18 protein-coding genes are annotated in these 18,172 nt (G+C 72.3%); 14 read left to right on the top strand and 4 right to left on the bottom strand.

Features of this window, described 5'->3' with window-relative positions; translation table 11 throughout:
- A partial coding sequence (locus E1286_RS36985) for a PTS transporter subunit EIIC (RefSeq protein ID WP_132620234.1) occupies window positions 1–1,297 on the bottom strand: 1,297 nt, incomplete at its 3' end.
- A gap of 45 nt (window positions 1,298–1,342) precedes the next feature.
- Window positions 1,343–2,083, bottom strand: coding sequence for a GntR family transcriptional regulator (locus E1286_RS36990; protein WP_132620236.1), 741 nt, complete (start codon window positions 2,081–2,083; stop codon window positions 1,343–1,345).
- A 125-nt stretch (window positions 2,084–2,208) separates the two neighbouring features.
- On the opposite strand from E1286_RS36990, the gene E1286_RS36995 reads away from it, so the two are divergent.
- The 10 genes from E1286_RS36995 to E1286_RS37040 all read left to right on the top strand — a co-directional run bounded on the left by E1286_RS36995 (window position 2,209) and on the right by E1286_RS37040 (window position 10,229).
- Window positions 2,209–3,243, top strand: coding sequence for an SIS domain-containing protein (locus E1286_RS36995; protein WP_132620238.1), 1,035 nt, complete (start codon window positions 2,209–2,211; stop codon window positions 3,241–3,243).
- A gap of 38 nt (window positions 3,244–3,281) precedes the next feature.
- Entirely contained in the window at window positions 3,282–3,518 is a 237-nt protein-coding gene (locus E1286_RS37000) for a PTS sugar transporter subunit IIB (RefSeq protein ID WP_132620240.1), read from the top strand.
- 11 nt (window positions 3,519–3,529) lie between these two features.
- Window positions 3,530–3,976 (top strand): PTS sugar transporter subunit IIA, encoded by a 447-nt coding sequence (locus E1286_RS37005; RefSeq protein WP_132620242.1) that lies wholly within the window; start codon window positions 3,530–3,532, stop codon window positions 3,974–3,976.
- Window positions 3,977–4,127: 151 nt separating this feature from the next.
- Window positions 4,128–4,388 (top strand): HPr family phosphocarrier protein, encoded by a 261-nt coding sequence (locus E1286_RS37010; RefSeq protein WP_132620244.1) that lies wholly within the window; start codon window positions 4,128–4,130, stop codon window positions 4,386–4,388.
- The gene (gene ptsP, locus E1286_RS37015; RefSeq protein ID WP_132620246.1) at window positions 4,385–6,052 is read left to right on the top strand and encodes a phosphoenolpyruvate--protein phosphotransferase; all 1,668 of its coding nucleotides are present in this window, start codon (window positions 4,385–4,387) and stop codon (window positions 6,050–6,052) included. The genes E1286_RS37010 and ptsP overlap by 4 nt, the downstream gene beginning before the upstream one ends.
- Window positions 6,053–6,098: 46 nt before the next feature.
- The gene (gene nagZ, locus E1286_RS37020; RefSeq protein ID WP_246075494.1) at window positions 6,099–7,388 is read left to right on the top strand and encodes a beta-N-acetylhexosaminidase; all 1,290 of its coding nucleotides are present in this window, start codon (window positions 6,099–6,101) and stop codon (window positions 7,386–7,388) included.
- Window positions 7,389–7,513: 125 nt separating this feature from the next.
- A complete protein-coding gene (locus E1286_RS37025; RefSeq protein WP_132620250.1) occupies window positions 7,514–8,161 on the top strand; it encodes an HAD family hydrolase in 648 nt (215 codons plus the stop codon).
- A 100-nt stretch (window positions 8,162–8,261) separates the two neighbouring features.
- Window positions 8,262–8,771: a DUF6912 family protein gene (locus tag E1286_RS37030; protein WP_132620252.1), complete on the top strand. Its 510-nt coding sequence runs from the start codon at window positions 8,262–8,264 to the stop codon at window positions 8,769–8,771.
- 32 nt (window positions 8,772–8,803) lie between these two features.
- Window positions 8,804–9,430, top strand: a complete 627-nt coding sequence (locus E1286_RS37035) for an HAD family hydrolase (RefSeq protein WP_132620254.1) — start codon at window positions 8,804–8,806, stop codon at window positions 9,428–9,430.
- A gap of 91 nt (window positions 9,431–9,521) precedes the next feature.
- The gene (locus tag E1286_RS37040; protein WP_246075495.1) at window positions 9,522–10,229 is read left to right on the top strand and encodes an HAD family hydrolase; all 708 of its coding nucleotides are present in this window, start codon (window positions 9,522–9,524) and stop codon (window positions 10,227–10,229) included.
- 3 nt (window positions 10,230–10,232) lie between these two features.
- Here the strand turns inward: E1286_RS37040 and E1286_RS37045 are convergent, their stop codons facing one another.
- Entirely contained in the window at window positions 10,233–11,828 is a 1,596-nt protein-coding gene (locus E1286_RS37045; protein ID WP_132620258.1) for a penicillin-binding transpeptidase domain-containing protein, read from the bottom strand.
- A 108-nt stretch (window positions 11,829–11,936) separates the two neighbouring features.
- On the opposite strand from E1286_RS37045, the gene E1286_RS37050 reads away from it, so the two are divergent.
- Genes E1286_RS37050 through E1286_RS37060 form a run of 3 tightly spaced genes read left to right on the top strand, consistent with a single transcriptional unit; the run spans window position 11,937 to window position 15,740 of the window.
- On the top strand, window positions 11,937–12,869 hold the full coding sequence (locus tag E1286_RS37050) for a LysR family transcriptional regulator (RefSeq protein WP_132620260.1): 933 nt from the start codon (window positions 11,937–11,939) through the stop codon (window positions 12,867–12,869).
- Window positions 12,866–13,723, top strand: a complete 858-nt coding sequence (locus E1286_RS37055; protein WP_132620262.1) for a serine hydrolase — start codon at window positions 12,866–12,868, stop codon at window positions 13,721–13,723. The genes E1286_RS37050 and E1286_RS37055 overlap by 4 nt, the downstream gene beginning before the upstream one ends.
- A 58-nt stretch (window positions 13,724–13,781) precedes the next feature.
- Window positions 13,782–15,740 carry an acetoacetate--CoA ligase gene (locus E1286_RS37060; RefSeq protein ID WP_132620264.1) on the top strand — a complete coding sequence of 653 codons (1,959 nt, stop codon included), beginning with the start codon at window positions 13,782–13,784 and terminating at the stop codon, window positions 15,738–15,740.
- Here the strand turns inward: E1286_RS37060 and E1286_RS50815 are convergent.
- Entirely contained in the window at window positions 15,730–17,388 is a 1,659-nt protein-coding gene (locus E1286_RS50815) for a zinc-binding dehydrogenase (protein WP_246075496.1), read from the bottom strand. The genes E1286_RS37060 and E1286_RS50815 overlap by 11 nt on opposite strands.
- A gap of 108 nt (window positions 17,389–17,496) precedes the next feature.
- On the opposite strand from E1286_RS50815, the gene E1286_RS37075 reads away from it, so the two are divergent.
- The coding region (locus E1286_RS37075) for a cupin domain-containing protein (protein WP_132620266.1) at window positions 17,497–18,172 on the top strand (676 nt) is incomplete at its 3' end.

Here is an 18,172-nt window from a genome sequence, read left to right on the forward strand (position 1 = left end):
GGTCGGGGTCGGGTTCGCGGCCGGGGGTCTGGATGTCGAGCCTGCGGATGAGGAACGAGAACACGACGTAGTAGACGACGCCGTAGGCCACGCCGAGGACGAGGATGCCCGGGAGGTTCTCGGTGTTCGACTTGCCGGCGTTCAGCAGCATGTCGAGCAGGCCGGCGGAGAAGCCGAAGCCGAGCTGGCCGCCGATGAGCGTGGTGAGCGCCATGGCCAGGCCGGTCAGGACGGCGTGCACCACCAGCAGCAGCGGCGCGACGAAGATGAACGCGAACTCGATCGGCTCGGTGATGCCCGTGACGAACGACGCCAGCCCGGCCGACAGCATGATGCCGCCCACCGTGGCCCGCCGGTGCGCGGGGGCCGCCCGCCACATGGCCAGGGCGGCGGCCGGGAGGGCGAACATCATGATGGGGAAGAACCCGGCCATGAACTGGCCGGCGTGCGGGTCGCCGCCGAAGTAGCAGTTCCAGTCGCCGCCGAGCACCCGGCCGCCGACGTCGCACTGCGGCACGACGTACCAGACGACCGAGTTGACGAAGTGGTGCAGGCCGAACGGGATGAGCAGGCGGTTGACCAGGCCGTAGACGCCGGTGCCGACGGGGCCGACGGCGGCCAGGGCCTCGCCGGCGTGGCGGATCCACTCGCCGAGGACCGGCCAGAGCCAGCCGAACACCACGCCGATGAGCAACGCCGCGATCGAGGTGACGATGGGCACGAAACGCCGCCCGCCGAAGAAGGCCAGCCACGACGGCGGCTTGATGCGGTGGAAACGCTGCCAGAGCAGGGCGGCCACCAGGCCCATGACGATGCCGCCGAGGACCTTGGTGGGGTTCTGCATGCCGTAGTCGATGATCTCCTGGAAGCCGCCCTGCGGCAGGGCCTGCTTGATGACGACGGTGTCGCGGATGCCGGACTCGGCGAACATCACCTTCGTGACCCGGTCGAAGACCAGGTAGCCGACGACGGCCGCGAGCGCGGTGGAGCCGTCCGACTTGCGGGCGAAGCCGATCGCGACGCCGACGGCGAACAGCAGCGGCAGGTTCTCCAGCAGCGCCGCCCCGGCGGCGGCCAGCACGCCGGCCACCTCGTTCAGCCACGCCAGGCCGGCCACGTCGGCCAGGCCGCCCGGCTCGGCGCCGTTCGAGCCGAGCATGTCGGGCTGGCCGAAGCGCAGTAGCAGCGCCGCCGACGGCAGGGCGGCGATGGGCAGCATCAGGGAGCGGCCCAGCCGCTGGAGCACGGTCATCACGCGCGCGAACGGCGAAGGCCGGGCGGCGGTGGTCTCGTTCACCGGCGATCCTCCGAGGCGGGTCAGGGCCTCGCTGGGGAGATGGGGTCAGCCCCTTCGGGCGGGCATTTCGAGGAGGGTGCGCAGCTGGTAGCGGTCGGCGCGGTAGGTGGACACGCCCAGCTCCGCGCAGACGCCGCCGGAGAACGATCTGCGCTGCAGCAGCAGGACGGCGCCGCCCCGGGAGAGCTTCAGCAGGTCGGCGTCGCTCGGGTCGGCGATGCCGCCGTCGATGGTCAGCTCGCCGGCGTCCATGACCAGGCCGTAGCGGCGCTCCAGCAGCTCGTACAGGGACGTGTCCGTCAGGTCGAAGGAGGCCAGGTCGGGCGCGAGCTTGACGGGGATGTGGGCCCGCTCGATGGACAGCGGCTCGCCGTCGGCGGTGCGCAGCCGCTCGATGAAGTGGACCTCCTCGCCCGGCGGGATGCCGAGCTCCTTGGCCAGGTGGGCGCTGGCGCGCACGACGCGGCGGTCGAGGTCGCGCGAGCCCGGGATCATGCCGCGCGCCCGCATGTCCTCGGTGAACGAGGTGAGCTGCAGCGCCAGCTCGATCTTGGGCCGGGCCACGAACGTGCCCTTGCCGGGCACCCGGTGCAGGCGGCCCTCGGAGACCAGGTGGTCGACGGCCTGGCGCACGGTCATCCGGGACAGCCCGAAGCGCTGGCACAGCTCGCGCTCGGACGGAATGGCCGCGCCGATGCTGAGCTCGTCGCTGTCGATGAGGTCCAGCAGGATCTCGCGGAGCTGGAAGTACTTGGGCACCGGGCTGTCCGGATCGATGTGCGGCACTCATCCTCCCCTCGTGCTGACCTTGGGTAATGGGCTATGGTTCGTACTGGTCTAGTCCGGACTAGACCACATGTCGCGAAAGTCGGTCAAGTCCGAGCCGCCATGACGTAAGGATGATTTCAACGATGACCACCAAGATGCGCAGCGAGATCGCCGAGCAGCCGACCGCGCTGCGGGCCACGCTGGACGCCCTGCTGCCCCAGGTCTCCGAGATCGAGCCTCTGGGCGAGCAGACCCGCCAGTTGCTGTTCATCGCACGTGGCACCTCTGACAATGCCGCAGTTTACGGGCGTTACCTGGTCGAATCGCACGCCGGGCGGCTCTCCGCGCTGGCGGCGCCGTCGATCGCGACGACGTACAAGCGCAAGCTCGACCTCGACGGCGTGCTCGCGGTGGCCATCTCGCAGTCGGGACGCACCGAGGAGATCGTGGAGACGCTGTCCTGGGCGAAGGACTGCGGGGCCAGGACCGTCGGCATCACCAACGGGGGTGCGGACAGCCCGCTCGCGCAGGCCGCCGACGTGGCGCTGTGCACGGTGGCCGGGGAGGAGAAGGCCGTCCCGGCGACGAAGACGTACACGACGCAGCTGGCCGCCCTCGCGGTGCTGGCGCTCGGCCTCGGCGCGGACGTGGACGCCGGCGAGCTGCAGCGGGTGCCCGAGGCGGTGGAGAAGCTGGTCGCCGAGCCGGGCGACCTGGACGCCGTGGTCGAGGGCCTGCTGGACAAGCCCGGCGTGGTCGTCTCCGGGCGCGGCCTGGCCTTCTCCACGGCGCTGGAGACCGCGCTGAAGCTCAAGGAGGCCTGCTACCTGCACGCCATGGGCCTGTCGTACGCCGACCTGCTGCACGGGCCCATCGCCGTCGTGGACGCCGACACGCCCGCGCTGCTCGTCGCCTCCGAGAACAGCCCGACGCTCCAGGGCACGGTCGCGCTGGCCGAGCGGGTGGTGGCCGCGGGCGCGGCGGCGTACACGATCGGCGGCGGGACGGCGCTCGCACAGGCCGGCACGGCCGCGCTGAACGGCCCCGACCTGCCCGAGTGGCTGGCGCCCATGGGCCTGATCGTGCCCGGTCAGCTGCTCACCGAGGCGCTGGCACGGCGGCTCGGCATCGACCCGGACGCGCCGCGCGGCTTGAACAAGGTCACCCAGACCGACTGATCTAGCCTGGTCGGAGTGCTAGTCCTAGGGAGGACGAGATGGCGGCCGACGTGAATGCGCTCATCGCCGGGCTGGGCGGCGCCGACAACATCATCGAGATCGAACCCTGCATCACCCGCCTGCGCACGGAGGTGCACGACGCCTCCAAGGTCGACCAGGCGGCGCTGAAAGCGGCCGGCGCGCATGGCGTGATGGCTGCGGGGAACGTGGTTCAGGTCGTCGTCGGACCTGAGGCCGACACGATAGCCAGCGACATCGAGGACATCATCGGCTAAAGGGCGAGACCATGACGACTGTTCTCGCCCCGGTTGAGGGGGCAGCTGTGGGATTGGCCGCCGTGCCCGACCCGGTCTTCTCCGCGGGCATGGTCGGCCCGGGAACGGCGATCGATCCGCTGCGGGGGCCGGGGGAGGCAGTCGCCCCCATAGCGGGAAAAATTATGAAACTGCATCCGCACGCGTACGTCATCGTGGGGGACGACGGCAGGGGCGTGCTGGTGCACCTGGGCATCGACACCGTCCAGCTCAAAGGAGAGGGGTTCCGGCTGCTGGCGGCGGAGGGCGACCGGGTGCGCGCCGGGCAGCCGGTGGTGGCCTGGGACCCCGCGGCCGTCGAGGCGGGCGGGCGTTCGCCGGTCTGCCCGGTCGTCGCGCTGGACGCCGTCTCGGAGTCCCTGACGGGGGTCGCGGAGGGGGCCGTGCACGTGGGGGACGAGCTCTTCCGATGGGAATAGCGGCCGCTGCGATCCGTTCACAGGGAGTGCCGATCTACGTACCGGCATACGTGAGACCCGGCAGAATGGGCAGGTCGTCCCATTTGACGGCGATCGACGGCCGTACGGAGGTACGGCTGGTCCGGACCGGCACAGAAGGAGGAGCAGCGAAATGGGTGAGCGGAAGGTCACCGTGGCCGCCGAGGTAGGGCTGCACGCGCGTCCGGCGGCGACGTTCGTGCAGCGCGCCAAGCAGGCCCCGATGGAGATCACGGTGGCGAAGCCCAACGGCGAGGGCCCGGTGAACGGCAAGAGCATCCTCGCGGTCATGGCGCTCGACGTCCGGCAGGGCGAGACCGTCGTGATCTCGGCCGAGGGCGAAGGCTCGGAAGAGGTGCTCGACGAACTGGCCGCGATCGCCGCCGCGCCATGAACCTGAGGGGGGTGGGGGTCAGCCCGGGCGTCGGGCACGGGCCCTCGTACGTACTCTCCGTCTCTGTGCCCGAACCCCCCGAGGGCGCTGCCTACGCCGGCGAGGCCGAGCAGGAGAAGGAGCGCGCGATGACCGCGCTCACGCAGGTCGCGGGCGAGCTGGAGGCCCGTGGCAACCGGGCCGGCGGCGAGGCCGAGGAGATCCTCAAGGCCCAGGCGCTGATGGCCGAGGACCCCGGCGTGGTCGTCAAGGTGCGCTCGCTGATCGACCGTGGGCTGGCCGCCCCGAGGGCGGTCTTCGAGGCGTTCACGAAGTACCGCGACGTGCTCGCCGGGTCCGGCGGCTACCTGGGCGAGCGGGCCGCCGACCTGAACGACATCCGCGACCGCGTGATCGCGGTGCTCTACGGGCAGGCCATGCCGGCGCTGCCGGCCTCGCCCGCGGAGCCGTACGTGCTGGTGGCGCGGGATCTCGCGCCGGCCGACACGGCGCTGCTGTCGCGCGCGCAGGTGGCCGCGTTCGTCACCGAGGAGGGCGGGCCCACCAGCCACACCGCGATCCTGGCCCGCGCCATGGGCGTGCCGGCCGTCGTGGCCTGCCCGGGCGCGATCGGCATCCCGCACGGCGTCCGGGTGATGGTGGACGGCACCTCCGGCGAGGTCAGCGTCGAGCCGGCGCAGGCGCACGTGGCCGAGGCGGTCGGCGTCGCGTCGGCGCGCCAGGCGGCGCTCTCCGCCGCCAGGGGCCCCGGCAGGACCGCCGACGGGCAGCCGGTGCCGCTGTACGCGAACGTCGGCAGCCCCGCCGACCTCGACGCGGCCCTCGCCGCCGAGGCCGAGGGCGTCGGCCTCTACCGGACCGAGTTCCTCTACCTCGACCGGACGCGGCCGCCCTCTCCCGAGGAGCAGCGGCGCGCCTACCGGCAGGCGCTGGAGGCGTTCCCCGGTGGCAAGATCTGCGTGCGCACGCTCGACAGCGGCGCCGACAAGCCGCTGGCGTTCCTGCCCGTGCCCGCCGAGCCGAACCCGGCGCTGGGGGAGCGCGGGCTGCGCCTGTTCCGCAGGTACCCGGAGGTGATGGCGGCCCAGCTGGACGCGCTGGCGGCGGTGGCCGAGGAGGGCCTGCAGGTGATGGCGCCCATGGTCGCCACCACGCAGGACGCCGCCTGGTTCGTGCGCGCCTGCCGCGACAGGGGGCTGCCCAGCGCCGGCGTGATGATCGAGATCCCGGCCGCGGCGCTGCGTGCCCGCGACCTGCTCGCCCACGCCGACTTCGTCTCGGTCGGCACCAACGACCTCAGCCAGTACGCCTTCGCCGCCGACCGGCAGCTCGGCGCGGTGAGCGCGCTGCAGGACCCGTGGCAGCCGGCGCTGCTCGACCTGGTCGCCATGACGGCGCAGGCCGCGACGCGAGCGGGCAAGCCGTGCGCGGTGTGCGGGGAGGCCGCCGCCGACCCGGTCATGGCCTGCGTGCTGGCCGGGCTCGGCGTCGGCTCGCTGTCGATGGCGCCGTCCTCGCTGGCCGCCGTACGCGCCGGGCTGGCCGCGCACAGCCTGGACCAGTGCCGTACGGCGGCTCGGGCGGCACAGGCGCAGCCGACGGCGGCCGACGCGCGCGCGGCGGCCCGCGCGCACCTGCCGGGCCTGGCCAGACTCGGGTTGTAGGCGTGCCGGGCTCGTGCCCGGCCTGTGGATGGATACCTTGGGACTCATGCTTCGACGGATCGCGACGACAGGGCTCCTGGTGACCGCGCTGACCGCGTGTGGTGGTGGCGGCGGCTCGGCGGAGGCCGAACCGACCGGGGGCAGGGCGGCGCCCGCGCCGGCCACGCCGCAGCAGAGCGCGCCGCCGACGACGCCGGCCGCTGAAAGCCCGGTGGAGCGCGCCCTGTCGGAGATGAACGTCGAGGAGAAGGTCGGCCAGCTCTTCATGCCGATCGTGTACGGCACCGCCGCCGACTCGGTCTCCGGCGAGAACCAGGCCCGCTTCGGCGCCCAGACCCCGGCCAAGGTCATCCAGAAGTACCACCTGGGCGGCGTCATCCTCTTCCCGTACAACGTCAAGAGCGTCGGCCAGGTCGTCTCGTTCACCAACGGCATGCAGCGGGCCTCGAAGGACATCCCGCTGTTGATCGCCACCGACCAGGAGAACGGCCTGGTGTCGCGGTTCTCCAGCGTCATGACCACCTTCCCCGGCGCCGGTCGGATCGGCGCCGAGGGCAAGCCCGAGCTGGCCGGGCAGGTGGCCCGCTCGACCGGCAGGGAGCTGCACGCGCTCGGCGTCAACCTCGACTTCGCGCCGGTGGCCGACGTGAACATCAACCCGCGCAACCCGGTCATCGGGCAGCGGGCGTACGGCGACGAGCCGAAGAAGGTGGCCGCGATGGTGGCCGCGGCCGTCAAGGGCTTCCACGAGGCGGGCATGGCCTCGACCGCCAAACATTTCCCCGGGCACGGCGACACGAACGTCGACAGCCACACCGGGCTGCCGGTGATCAAGCACACCAGGGCCGAGTGGGAGCGCATCGACGCGCCGCCGTTCAAGGCCGCCATCGACGCGGGGGTGGACGCCGTGATGAGCGCCCACATCGTCTTCCCCAAGCTCGACCCGTCGGGCGACCCGGCCACGCTGTCCAAGCCCATCCTGACCGGCCTGCTGCGCAAGGAGCTCGGCTTCAAGGGCGTCATCTCCACCGACGCGCTCAACATGGCGGGCGTGCGCAAGAAGTACGACGACGGGGAGATCGCGGTGCGGGCCGTGCTGGCCGGCGTCGACCTGCTGCTCATGCCGAACGACCTGCCGAAGCAGTACCGCGCGGTGATGGCGGCGGTGAAGTCGGGCCGCATCTCCAAGGAGCGCCTCGACCAGTCGGTCACCCGGCTGCTGACGCTCAAGCACAACCGGGGTCTGCTGGCCGAGGCGCCCACGGCCTCGGCGGAGGAGGCCGCGCGCGTGCTGCGCTCGGCCGAGCACCGCAGGCTGGCCGGGCGCTTCCGTTAGGCGTCGGTGCGAGCCGCGCAGGCCGCCGGCGATGTACATCGCGGCCGGCATGGTGAGCAGGACGCCGGTTTTTAGTCGTCGGGGGTGAGGCGTTGGGCGTTTCGTTAGCGTTCTAACCTAGAACGATGGTTACGGGTGTTCTCATCGACTGGGGCGGGGTGCTGACGACCAGCCTCTCCGACTCCATCGCCCGCTGGATCGAGGCGGACAGGATCGAAGCCGGCCACTACTACACCGTGATGCGGGAGCTGATCGAGCACGCCTACCGCACCGAAGACGGCGGGAGCATCGTCCACGCCCTCGAACGCGGCGAGATCGACGGGCCGGCCTTCGAACGCGATCTGGCCGCCAGGCTGCGGACCGTGGACGGCGAGCCGCCGGTGCCCGACGGCCTGCTCGAGCGGATGTTCGCCGGCTTCGAGCGGGTGGACGCCATGTACGACATGTTGCGCGACGTACGCGGCCAGGGGCTCAAGACGTGCCTGCTGTCCAACTCGTGGTCCAACACCTACCCCCGCGACGGCTGGGACGAGGTCTTCGACGCGGTCGTGATCTCCGGCGAGGTCGGCATGCGCAAGCCCGAGCCGCGCATCTTCCATCACGCGCTCGGCCTGCTGGGGCTGCCCGGCGAGGAGTGCGTGTTCATCGACGACATCGAGGCCAACATCCTCGCCGCCCGCGGGCTCGGCATCTCCGGGATCCACCACCGCGACCCGGACACGACCATCACGGAACTCGAGTCCGTCCTCCGGCTCACGCTGCGACGGGCATGATAGAGCCCTCCCACGCCGAGCTGGAGCCGTAGCGACGCCAGGATCTCGATCTCGGCGCGCCGGGCTCCCGGCCCGGCCACGTAAGCACGAAAGGTTCGTCATGCGCGTCTATCTGCCGTGCACCCTGCCCGCCCTCGCCCTCGCGGTCGAGGCGGGAGGGCTGGGCCCGGCCCCGCTCATCGGTTACGCGGTGACCCCCGCGCTGATCGAGTGGTACGCCTCGGGCGACACCGAGGAGCTCGAGTACGTCGCGCTCACGGAGGCGGCCCGCGCCTCCCTGCGGATGCTGGCCGCCGACCGCGCCGACGGCGTCGAGGCCGCGCCCCGGCGCGTGGTGATCGCCGCCGAGGTGCCGGAGGGCATGATCACCGCCGGCGCCGACCTGGAGGAACGCGCGCGGGTCCGCATCGCGGACGCGGTGCCGTTGACCACGGTGGCCGCGGTGCACGTCGACGACACCGACGCCGCCGCCGACATCGAGGCGGCGATCGCCGCGCTGCCCGCCGCCGACGAGGGCGACGACGACGCGCAGTTCACCGTGGACGGCGCCGAGGCGCACGACCTGATGTGGTTTGCGACCCAGGAGATCCCCGACCTGCTGCGGCCGTGAGAGTCACGCCCGCCTATTAGGCTTGCCATGACATGACAAAGCACATCATCTGGGATTGGAACGGCACGCTCTTCCACGACGTGGAGGCCGTGGTCGAAGCCACCAACGCGGTCTTCAAGCCGTACGCGCTGCCCGAGCTGACCGCCGACTCCTTCCGCGCGGTCTACACCCGGCCCATCTGGGTCGCCTACGAGCGCCTGCTCGGCCGTCCCTTGAACGAGGGCGAGTGGGAGCTGCTCGACGGCGGGTTCCACGAGCACTACTTCCGGCTGAGCGATCTGTGCCCGCTCGCCCCGGACGCCGAGTTCGTGCTCGCCGGCTGGACGGGCACGCAGTCGTTGTGCTCCATGGCCCCGCACGACCACCTGGTGCCCAAGGTGGAGTCGTTCGGCATCACCACCCACTTCAGCCGGATCGACGGCGTGGTGTTCGGCACCGGCGGCGAGAAGGCCGCGCACATGGCCGCGCACATCGCGGCCATGGACGTCGACCCGGCCGAGGTGCTGGTGATCGGCGACAGCGTGGACGACGGGTTCGCCGCCCGGCACGTCGGCGCGCGCGCCGTGCTCTACACGGGCGGGATGACCACGCGGGCGGAGCTGGAGAGCACCGGGCTGCCGGTCGTCGACCGGCTCTCCGATGCCCTCGATTACGCCTGAACATGCTTGAATCGCTCGGGCGGCCCGCCTGAGCATGGTGACGGCCGTACCCTTTGAGGGGATTGCTCAGGAGGCTGCCATCAACCGCCTTGTGCTGTGGAACGTCGACCTGACGCTGGTCGACGTCGCCATCGTGACCAGAGACGCCTACGCCGAGGCGTTCCGCGTCGTGACGGGGCGCCCGCTGGTGAAGCTGGTGCCCCCGCTGGGCCGCCCCGACTCCGAGATCGTCTTCGAGACGCTCGCCGTCAACGGCATCGTGGCCGAGGACGACCACCTGCCGAAGTTCCTGGCCGCGCTCGCCATGGCCTTCGCCGACCGGCGCGGCCGGCTGACGAAGGAGGGGCGGATGATGCCGGGGGCCAGAGACGCGCTGAGGTCGGTGGGCCGGCTCGACGGCGTCGTCCAGACGGTGCTGACCGGCACCATCAAGAGCAACGCCGTGCACAAGCTGAAGGCGTTCGGGCTCGACAAGTACGTCGACTTCGACCTCGGCGGCTACGGCGAGGAGGTCTACCCCAAGGCGACGCTGCTGCAGGTCGCGCAGTCGCGGGCCAAGCAGCGCCTCGGCACGCCGTTCACGGCGGCCAACACCGTGGTGATCGGCGACTCGACGCGTGACGTGCAGGCGGCCAGGATCGGCGGGGCGGCGATGATCGGGGTCGCGTCCGGGCGGTCGATGGCAGCCGAGCTGCGCGAGGCCGGGGCCGACATCGTGCTGCCCGATCTGTCCAACGCCTCGGAGGTGGTGGCCGCCGTCGCCTCCCTCACGACCCCGATCGACCGTAAGGCCGGCTGACGTTCAGGACAGGTTGCTCAGGAAGCGGGCGGCGATGGGGGCGGCCACCGCGGAGCCGGCGCCGCCGCCTTCGACGATGATGGAGAAGGCCACGTCGCCGCGGTAGCCGATGAACCAGGAGTGCGCCGGGGGTTCCTTGCCGGAGCCGTACTCCGCGGTGCCGGTCTTGCCGGCCGTGCCGGAGGGGAAGCTCACGCCGTGGGCGGTGCCGTCGGTGACGACGGCGGGCATCAGTGTGCGCAGCGCCTTGACCACGCCCTGCTCCAGCGGGCGCGGGTTGTCCGGCTGGGCGTCCGGGATGTGCTCGTCCTTGACGAGGCGGGGCGGGATCCACGCGCCGGAGGCGATGGCGGCGGCCACCGAGGCCATGTTCAGCGGGCTCGCCAGCACCCGGCCCTGTCCGATGGCGGCCGAGGCCAGGTCGGTGTCGTCCTTGGGGTCGGGGTACTCGGCGCGCACGGCCGGCACGCCCGGCGTGATCGGGGTGCCGAAGCCGAAGCTCCGCGCGACCTCGCCGAGCCGCCCGCCGTTCAGCCGGGCCACGCTCATCTCGCCGAACGTGGTGTTGCACGAGTGCGCGAACGCGTCGCGGAACGACAGCGTGCCGAAGTCCTCGAATCCGGCGTTGTGGAACGGGAAGCCGCCGATGTTCTTCTCGGCCGGGCACTGCACCTGCTCGCCGGGCTCGACGCCGTCGGCGACCAGCGCGGAGGCGGTGACGACCTTGAACGTCGAGCCCGGCGGGTACTTGCCGAGCAGCGCCCGGTTGAACCCGCCCGGCGCGTTGACCACCGCCAGGATCTCGCCGGTCGAGGCTCGCAGCGCCACCAGGGAGACCGGCTTGTCCGGCTTGTACATGCCCTCCAGCGCCCGCGCCCCCGCACGGTGCACCTTCAGGTCGATCGTCGTCTGGATCGGACGGTACCCGCCCGCCTCCACGACCGTCTCCACCGGCTGGTCGTCTTCGTACAGGTCGATCCGGTAGCGGTCGGGCGACTCGAAGCGGTCGGGGAAGACCTGCTTCATGCCCTCCACGAGCTGCTGCACCGACCCGGGCGCGCCCGGGTCGTTGAGCTCCGTGCCGTCGGCGGCGAGCACCCGCACCGGGTCGGCCTGCCGCGTGACCACCTTCAGCGAGCGGCCCTTCTTCAGCAGGGGATGGATCGTGGCGGGCGTCCAGGCGACCTTCCATGTCCGGCCGTCCTCGACCAGCTTGAGCTGCCCGGTGTAGGTCCAGTCCAGCCGCCCGAGAAGCCTGGACTGGAAGCTCACCACGCCGTCGTGGGAGGTGCTCGCGAAAACCCCGTTCGGGCGGGAGCGGTGGAAGGACGCCTGGCTGACCTTGAGGTCGGCACGGAAGCGGCGGTGCCAGGTGTCGAAGTCGGCGGGCGGGTCGGCGACCAGCGAGCGCATGGTCGCGTAGTCCTGGTCCGACCAGGCCGTCAGGTAGCGGTCGGCGGTCTCCTCCACCGAGCCCTCCGTGCGCAGCGCCCAGACGACGCCCCCCGCCGCGAGGAGCGGGACCAGCAGCCCCGCCGTGACCCAGGGCCACCTCCGGCGCCGCCGTACCGGCCGCTCCGGCTGCAAGTGCGCGTACATTGTCCCCGTTTGTGGTGCCATGACGGAGAGAAGACCAGATAAGCGGCGTGGACGTCCAATACTGATATGACAGCAATCAAGATATAAATTTGGATATATTGGCTGGTCATGGACCTTGTCCGGCACCTTCGCTACTTCACCGTGGTGGCGGAGGAACTCCACTTCGGCAACGCGGCGATCCGGCTCGGCATGGCCCAGCCGCCGCTCAGCCAGCGCATCAAGCGTCTGGAGGAGGAGCTGGGCGTGCGGCTGTTCGACCGTTCCGCCCGGCAGGTCCGTCTCACCGAGGCAGGCCGGCTGCTGCTCGCCGAGGCCCGCGAGATCGTCGCCCGCGTGGACCGGCTGCACGAGCTGGCCCGGCAGGGGCAGGGGACGGCGCTGCGGGTCGGGGTCCCGCCCGACCTCGCCGCCGCCGTGCTGGCCGCCCTGGTCGCGGGCTTCCGCGACATCCACCCCGACGTACGCCTCGCGCCCACCGAGATCTGGACCGCCGACCAGGTGACGGCGCTGGCGGAGGGCGTGATCGACGTCGGCCTGGTCCGCCACCCGGTCGCCGCGCCCGGCCTGCGCTTCGGGCAGGTGCTGGTGCAGAGGCAGGGCGTGCTGCTCGCCGACGCCGATCCGCTCACCGGCGTCGGCGAGGTACACCTGGCCGATCTCGCGGGGCGGGAGCTGCTCCTGCCGCCCATGGAAGGGGAGCCGGGCTGGCACGCCGAGGTGCTGTCGGAGTGCCGCCGCCACGGGTTCGTCCCTGCGCAGGTCCACCAGGGCGTGGGGCTGGGGCTCGTGCTGGCCGGGGCGGCGGTGGCGTTCGGGCCGAAGGTGGAGGTGCCGGGGCTGGCCTGGCGGCCGCTGCTAGGCTCGCCGATCGCGAGCCGGGTTTCCACGGCCTGGCGCGCGGCCCCGGCTGACACCGCCGACGACCTCGTCACCGGCTTCGCGGCCCTGGCCGTACGGACGTTGAAGGAGAGCGCCGGGATGACGGACGAGGCCGCCGTGCCCGTGCGGCGCGTCAGCCGCAGGCCGGGGATGCTGGCATGAGCGCGCCCGACTTCGAGAGCCTGTTCCGGCGGGCCGGCGTCACCGGCTGGCTCTACGCGGCCGACATCGACACCGGCCGCGAGGTCGGCCTCGACCCGGACGAGCCGCTGCCGACGGCGTCGATGTACAAGGTGCCGCTGCTGGTGGCCTTCCGCAGGCAGGTCGACGCCGGGCTGCTCGACCCGGCGCGGCGGGTGACCGTGCCGGCGAGCGACCGCCTGGCGGGCGGGACGGGCATCGCGGCGATGCAGGACGACGTGACGATCTCGCTGCGTGACCTGGCGTACCTGATGATCTCCGTGAGCGACAACACCTCGGCCGACACCCTGCTGGAGCTGGTGGGGTGCGACACGATCAACGCCATGCTCGACCGGTTCGGGCTGACCGGGACGCGCGTCGTGCAGAGCTGGCGGGAGGGCAGCGCCAGCATGCGGGCCGACACCGGACACGGCTGGCCGTACGTGGACCCCGACGACATCGCCCGGCTCAGCGTGCTCGACCCGGCCCGCTCCAACTGTGCCACGCCGCGCGAGCTGGCCACGCTGTTCGCGATGATCTGGCGGGACGAGGCCGCCTCCGCCGAGTCGTGCGCCTGGATGCGCGGCATGCTCAACCTGCAGGTCTGGCCGCACCGCCTGGCCTCCGGCTTCCCGTACGACGACGTGGCGGTCAGCGGCAAGACCGGCACGCTGCCGACGCTGCGCGCCGAGTCGGGCGTCGTGGAGTACCCCGACGGCGGGCGGTACGCGGTGGCGGTCTTCACGCGTTCGTTCAGCACGGCGCTCAACCAGCCCCGCGCCGACGCGGTCATCGGCACGGCGGCGCGTATGGCGGTGGACCACCTTCGGAGGTAGCAAGGTATGGGGAGGGCAGGGTATGACTTTCCCCCGAACCGGCGACAGGATGGGGCACATGGTTGCTGAGGGCGAGCTTCTCTGGGAGCCGAGCGAAGAGGTCGTCGCATCCGCCGAGCTGACCCGCTACCTGCGGTGGCTGGGACGCTCCGGCGGTTACGAGGAGGCGTGGCGGTGGTCGGTCGAGCACCCCGCCGAGTTCTGGACGTCCGTCTGGGATTACTTCGAGGTGATCGGCGACCGGGGCGACGGGCCTGTGCTCTCGGGCGAGATGCCCGGCGCCACGTGGTTCGCCGGCAGCATCCTCAACTACGCCGAGAACGCGCTGCGCCGCACCGAGGGCACGGCGCTGGTGTTCGTCTCCGAGGACGGCGCCCGCCAGGAGCTGACCTGGGCCGAGCTGCGCGAGGAGGTCGCCCGCGTGCGCGCCGGTCTGGTCAGGCTCGGCGTCGGGCGCGGCGACCGGGTGGCCGCCTACCTGCCCAACATCCCGCAGGCCGTGATCGCCTGCCTGGCCACGGCCTCGCTGGGCGCGATCTGGTCGGCCGGCTCGCCCGACTTCGGAGTGCCGAGCATCGTCGACCGGTTCAAGCAGATCGACCCCAAGGTGCTCATCGCGGTCGACGGCTACCACTACAACGGCAGGGGCTACGACCGCTCGGCCGCCGTCAACGAGATCGCCGCCCAGCTGCCCTCGCTGCGGGCGACCGTGTGGATCCCGTACCTCGCGGCGGCCGACGAGGGCCGCGCGCCGCAGCAGGCCGGGCCGGCGCGGGCGCACACCCGCGAGACGCCCCACGGCGAGGTCATCGGCTGGGAAGGGCTGCGGGCCGAGGAGGGCCCGCTGGAGTTCGAGCGGGTGCCGTTCGACCACCCGCTGTGGATCCTCTACTCCAGCGGCACGACCGGGCTGCCCAAGCCGATCGTGCACGGCCACGGCGGCATCGTGCTCGAACACCTCAAGTCGCTCACCTTCCACCAGAACCTGGGCGAGGGCGACGTGTTCTTCTGGTACACGACCACGGGCTGGATGATGTGGAACTACCTCATCGGCGCCCTCCTGGTCGGTGCCACGCCCGTGCTGTACGACGGCTCGGCCACCCATCCGTCGCCGGCCGCGCTGTGGCGGATCGCGGCCTCGGAAGGGGTGACGTACTTCGGGGTGGGGGCGCCGTACATCATGGCCTCGCTGAAGGCGGGCATCCGGCCGGAGGGGCTCGACCGGCTGCGCGGGGTCGGCTCGACCGGCTCGCCGCTGCCGCCCGAGGGGTTCGCCTGGGTGGCCGCCGAACTGCCCGGGGTGCCGGTCGGGTCGTTCTCCGGCGGCACCGACGTGTGCACGGGGTTCGTCGGGGCGACCATGCTCCACCCGATCAGGGCGGGCGTCATCCCGTGCCGCTCGCTCGGGGCCAAGGTGGAGGCGTACGACCCGGCGGGCAAGCCGGTGGTCGGCGAGGTGGGCGAGCTGGTGGTGACCCGGCCGATGCCGTCGATGCCGGTGATGTTCTGGAACGACCCCACCGGCGAGCGGTACGCCGAGAGCTACTTCGACGTCTACCCCAGCGTGTGGCGGCACGGCGACTGGATCAAGATCGACGAGGACGGCAGCTGCGTGATCTACGGCCGTTCCGACTCGACGCTCAACCGGGGTGGCGTCCGCATGGGCACCAGCGAGTTCTACCGGGTGGTCGAGCGGTTCGAGGAGATCGCCGACAGCCTCGTGATCGACACCGGCCAGCTCGGCCAGGAGGGCCGCCTGCTGCTGTACGTGAGCCTGGCCGAGGGCGCCGAGCTGACCGAGTCGCTCGAACGCGCCCTCTGCGACGCCCTGCGCACCGAGCTGTCGCCCCGCCACGTGCCCAACGAGATCCGCATGGTGCCCGGCATCCCGCGCACCCTGTCGGGCAAGAAACTGGAGGTCCCGGTACGCAAGATCCTGCTCGGCACCCCCGTCGAGCAGGCCGCCAACCCCGACGCCATGGCCAACCCCGAGGTCCTGCGCCACTTCACACCCTGAGCACGATCTTGCCCCGGGTGTCGCCCGCCTCGGCCCTGCGGTGGATCTCGGCGAGCTCTGTCAGCGGGTGCGACTCGGCCACCTCGACCGTGACGCTCCCCTCGTCGATCAGGGCGGCGATGCGGCCCAGCTGAGCGGGGTCGTCGCGGGCCACGAAGTGCGTGCCGCCCTCGACGGGGGTGGCGATCGTGACGATCCTGCGGCCCAGCCCGGCCAGGGCGCCGGCCGCCTCGTGGGGGAGCGCGGCCAGGTTGAGCACGACGTCCATGCCGCCGGGCAGCGGGTCTGAGGTGTAGTCGACCACCTCGTCGGCGCCGAGCCGGCGTACCGCGGCGGCGCTGCGCGGCCCGGCCGTGGCGACCACGTACGCGCCCGCGAGCTTGGCGAACTGCACGGCGAACAGGCCGACCCCGCCGCCCGCGCCGTTGACCAGCACCCGCTGCCCCGGGGCGAGGCGGGCGTGCTCGTGGACCGCCTGCCAGGCGGTGAGCCCGGCCACGGGGACGGCGGCGGCGTCGGCCAGCGGGATGGTCTCCGGCGCCCTGGCCAGGAGGTCCGCGGGCGCCACGACGTACTCGGCCGCCGTCTCCGCCACCAGGCCGTATACCCGGTCGCCCGGGGTCAGGGCGGTGACGCCCGCGCCGGTCTCGACGACCGTGCCGGAGAGGTCCCAGCCGAGGGTGCGCGGCAGGGCCGTCCCGAAGACCCCGCGCAGCAGCCCGGAGCGCAGGCCGGCCTCCGACGGGTTGAACGACGTGGCGGCCACCTCGACCAGCACCTGTCCTGGGCCGGGACGGGGTGTGGGCACCTCGTCCAGGCGGATCACCGAAGGGCCGCCGTACTCGTGGAAGCGCGCCGCCCGCATCGTCGGCGCCGGCTCGCGTACGGCGCGGAAGTCGTCCGCGTGCTCTTTCGCCCATCGCTCGAACGTGCGCGCCGGGGCCTTCGTGACCTCTTCGACCGCCGAGGTGACCGGCCCCGTCCCGGCGGCCTGGGCCCGCAGCACCTCCGCCGCCACGCCGGGCGGCCACCCCATGGCCACGAGGCCGGCTCGGGCGTCTTCGGGCGGGACCTCCTCCCAGCGGGCCGGGATCCCGGTGCTCGCGGAGAGGATCCGCACCTGCTCGGCCGGGGTGATCGCCTCGGGCCCCGTCAGCTCGTACGCCGCCCCGGCGTGCCCGGCGTCCAGCAGCGCCAGGACGGCCACGGCCGCGACGTCCCGCTCGTGCACCACGGGCGCGGCGACCTGCCCGTACGCGCCGCGCACCGTTCCCGCGCGCACCTGGCGGGCCCACCGCAGCGTGTTGGCGGCGAAGGCGTGGGGGCGGAGGAACGTCCATTCCGGGACGGATTCCGCGATCAGTCGCTCGATCTCGCGCTCGTGGTCGCGCAGCGCGGCCGAGGAGAGGTAGACCACCCGGCGGGCCCGTGCGGCGATGGCCTCGACCACTTCCCGCGCCCCCCGGGCCGTGGCGAAGGGCCAGACGAGGAACACCGACTCCACCCCGTCGAGGGGCAGCGACGCCGGATCGGTCAGATCGCCCGTTCGCCTGGTCAGGGGCACGGCCTCGGCCCCCGCCTCCCGTAATGACGCCGCCACGTGCCGTCCGATCGTGCCCGTCGCACCGGTCACCAGAACTCGTCCCACGACGTGCTCCTTCCTGTCCCCGGTAACCGTAGGAGCGGTGGACGAGACAGCCAATGGGTTGGCGTCTTCCATACATACGCGTGCGTCTTCCTCGTTAGAGTCTTCGGCATGGACGTGTTGAGCGACGTGATCGCCGTCATGCGCACCGGGCGGCCGCGTTCCGCCCGGGTCGAGTGGCACGCGCCCTGGGGGCAGCGGTTCCCGTCCGTGCCGGGGTCGGCCGGGTTCCAGGTGATCCTGCAGGGGTCGTGCTGGTTGCTCCCACCGGACGGCCCGCCGGTCGCGCTCGCGGTCGGCGACGTGCTCTTCTTCCCTCACGGGCACGGTTACGCGATGGCCGACCAGCCGACCACGCCGGTGGACGAGCCGCGCTGCGACCCGGCGGCCGAGGGCGGCGACCTGTTCGCCTCCGCGTCCGTCGGCGGCTCCGGGGCGCCGACCGTCACGTTGTGCGGCGGCTACGAGCTCGACCCGGCCCGCGCCCACCCGCTCCTGCGCGACCTGCCCGACCTGATCCACCTGCCGGCCAGGCTCGGGCTGCACCCGGAGCTGCGGGCCGCCGTCGAGCTGCTGGGCGCCGAGGTGCACAAGCCCAGGCTGGGCGCCGACACGATCGTGTCGGCCCTGCTCGACATGCTGCTGCTGTACATCCTGCGGGCCTGGTTCGACGCGCCGCGCGAGCACTGCACGGTCTCGGGCTGGGCCCAGGCGCTGGCCGATCCGGGCATCAGCGCCGCACTCGACGCGATTCACCGCGATCCGGCGCATCCCTGGACCTGTCCCT

This window comes from Nonomuraea terrae, from assembly GCF_004348995.1.
Taxonomy (GTDB): domain Bacteria; phylum Actinomycetota; class Actinomycetes; order Streptosporangiales; family Streptosporangiaceae; genus Nonomuraea; species Nonomuraea terrae.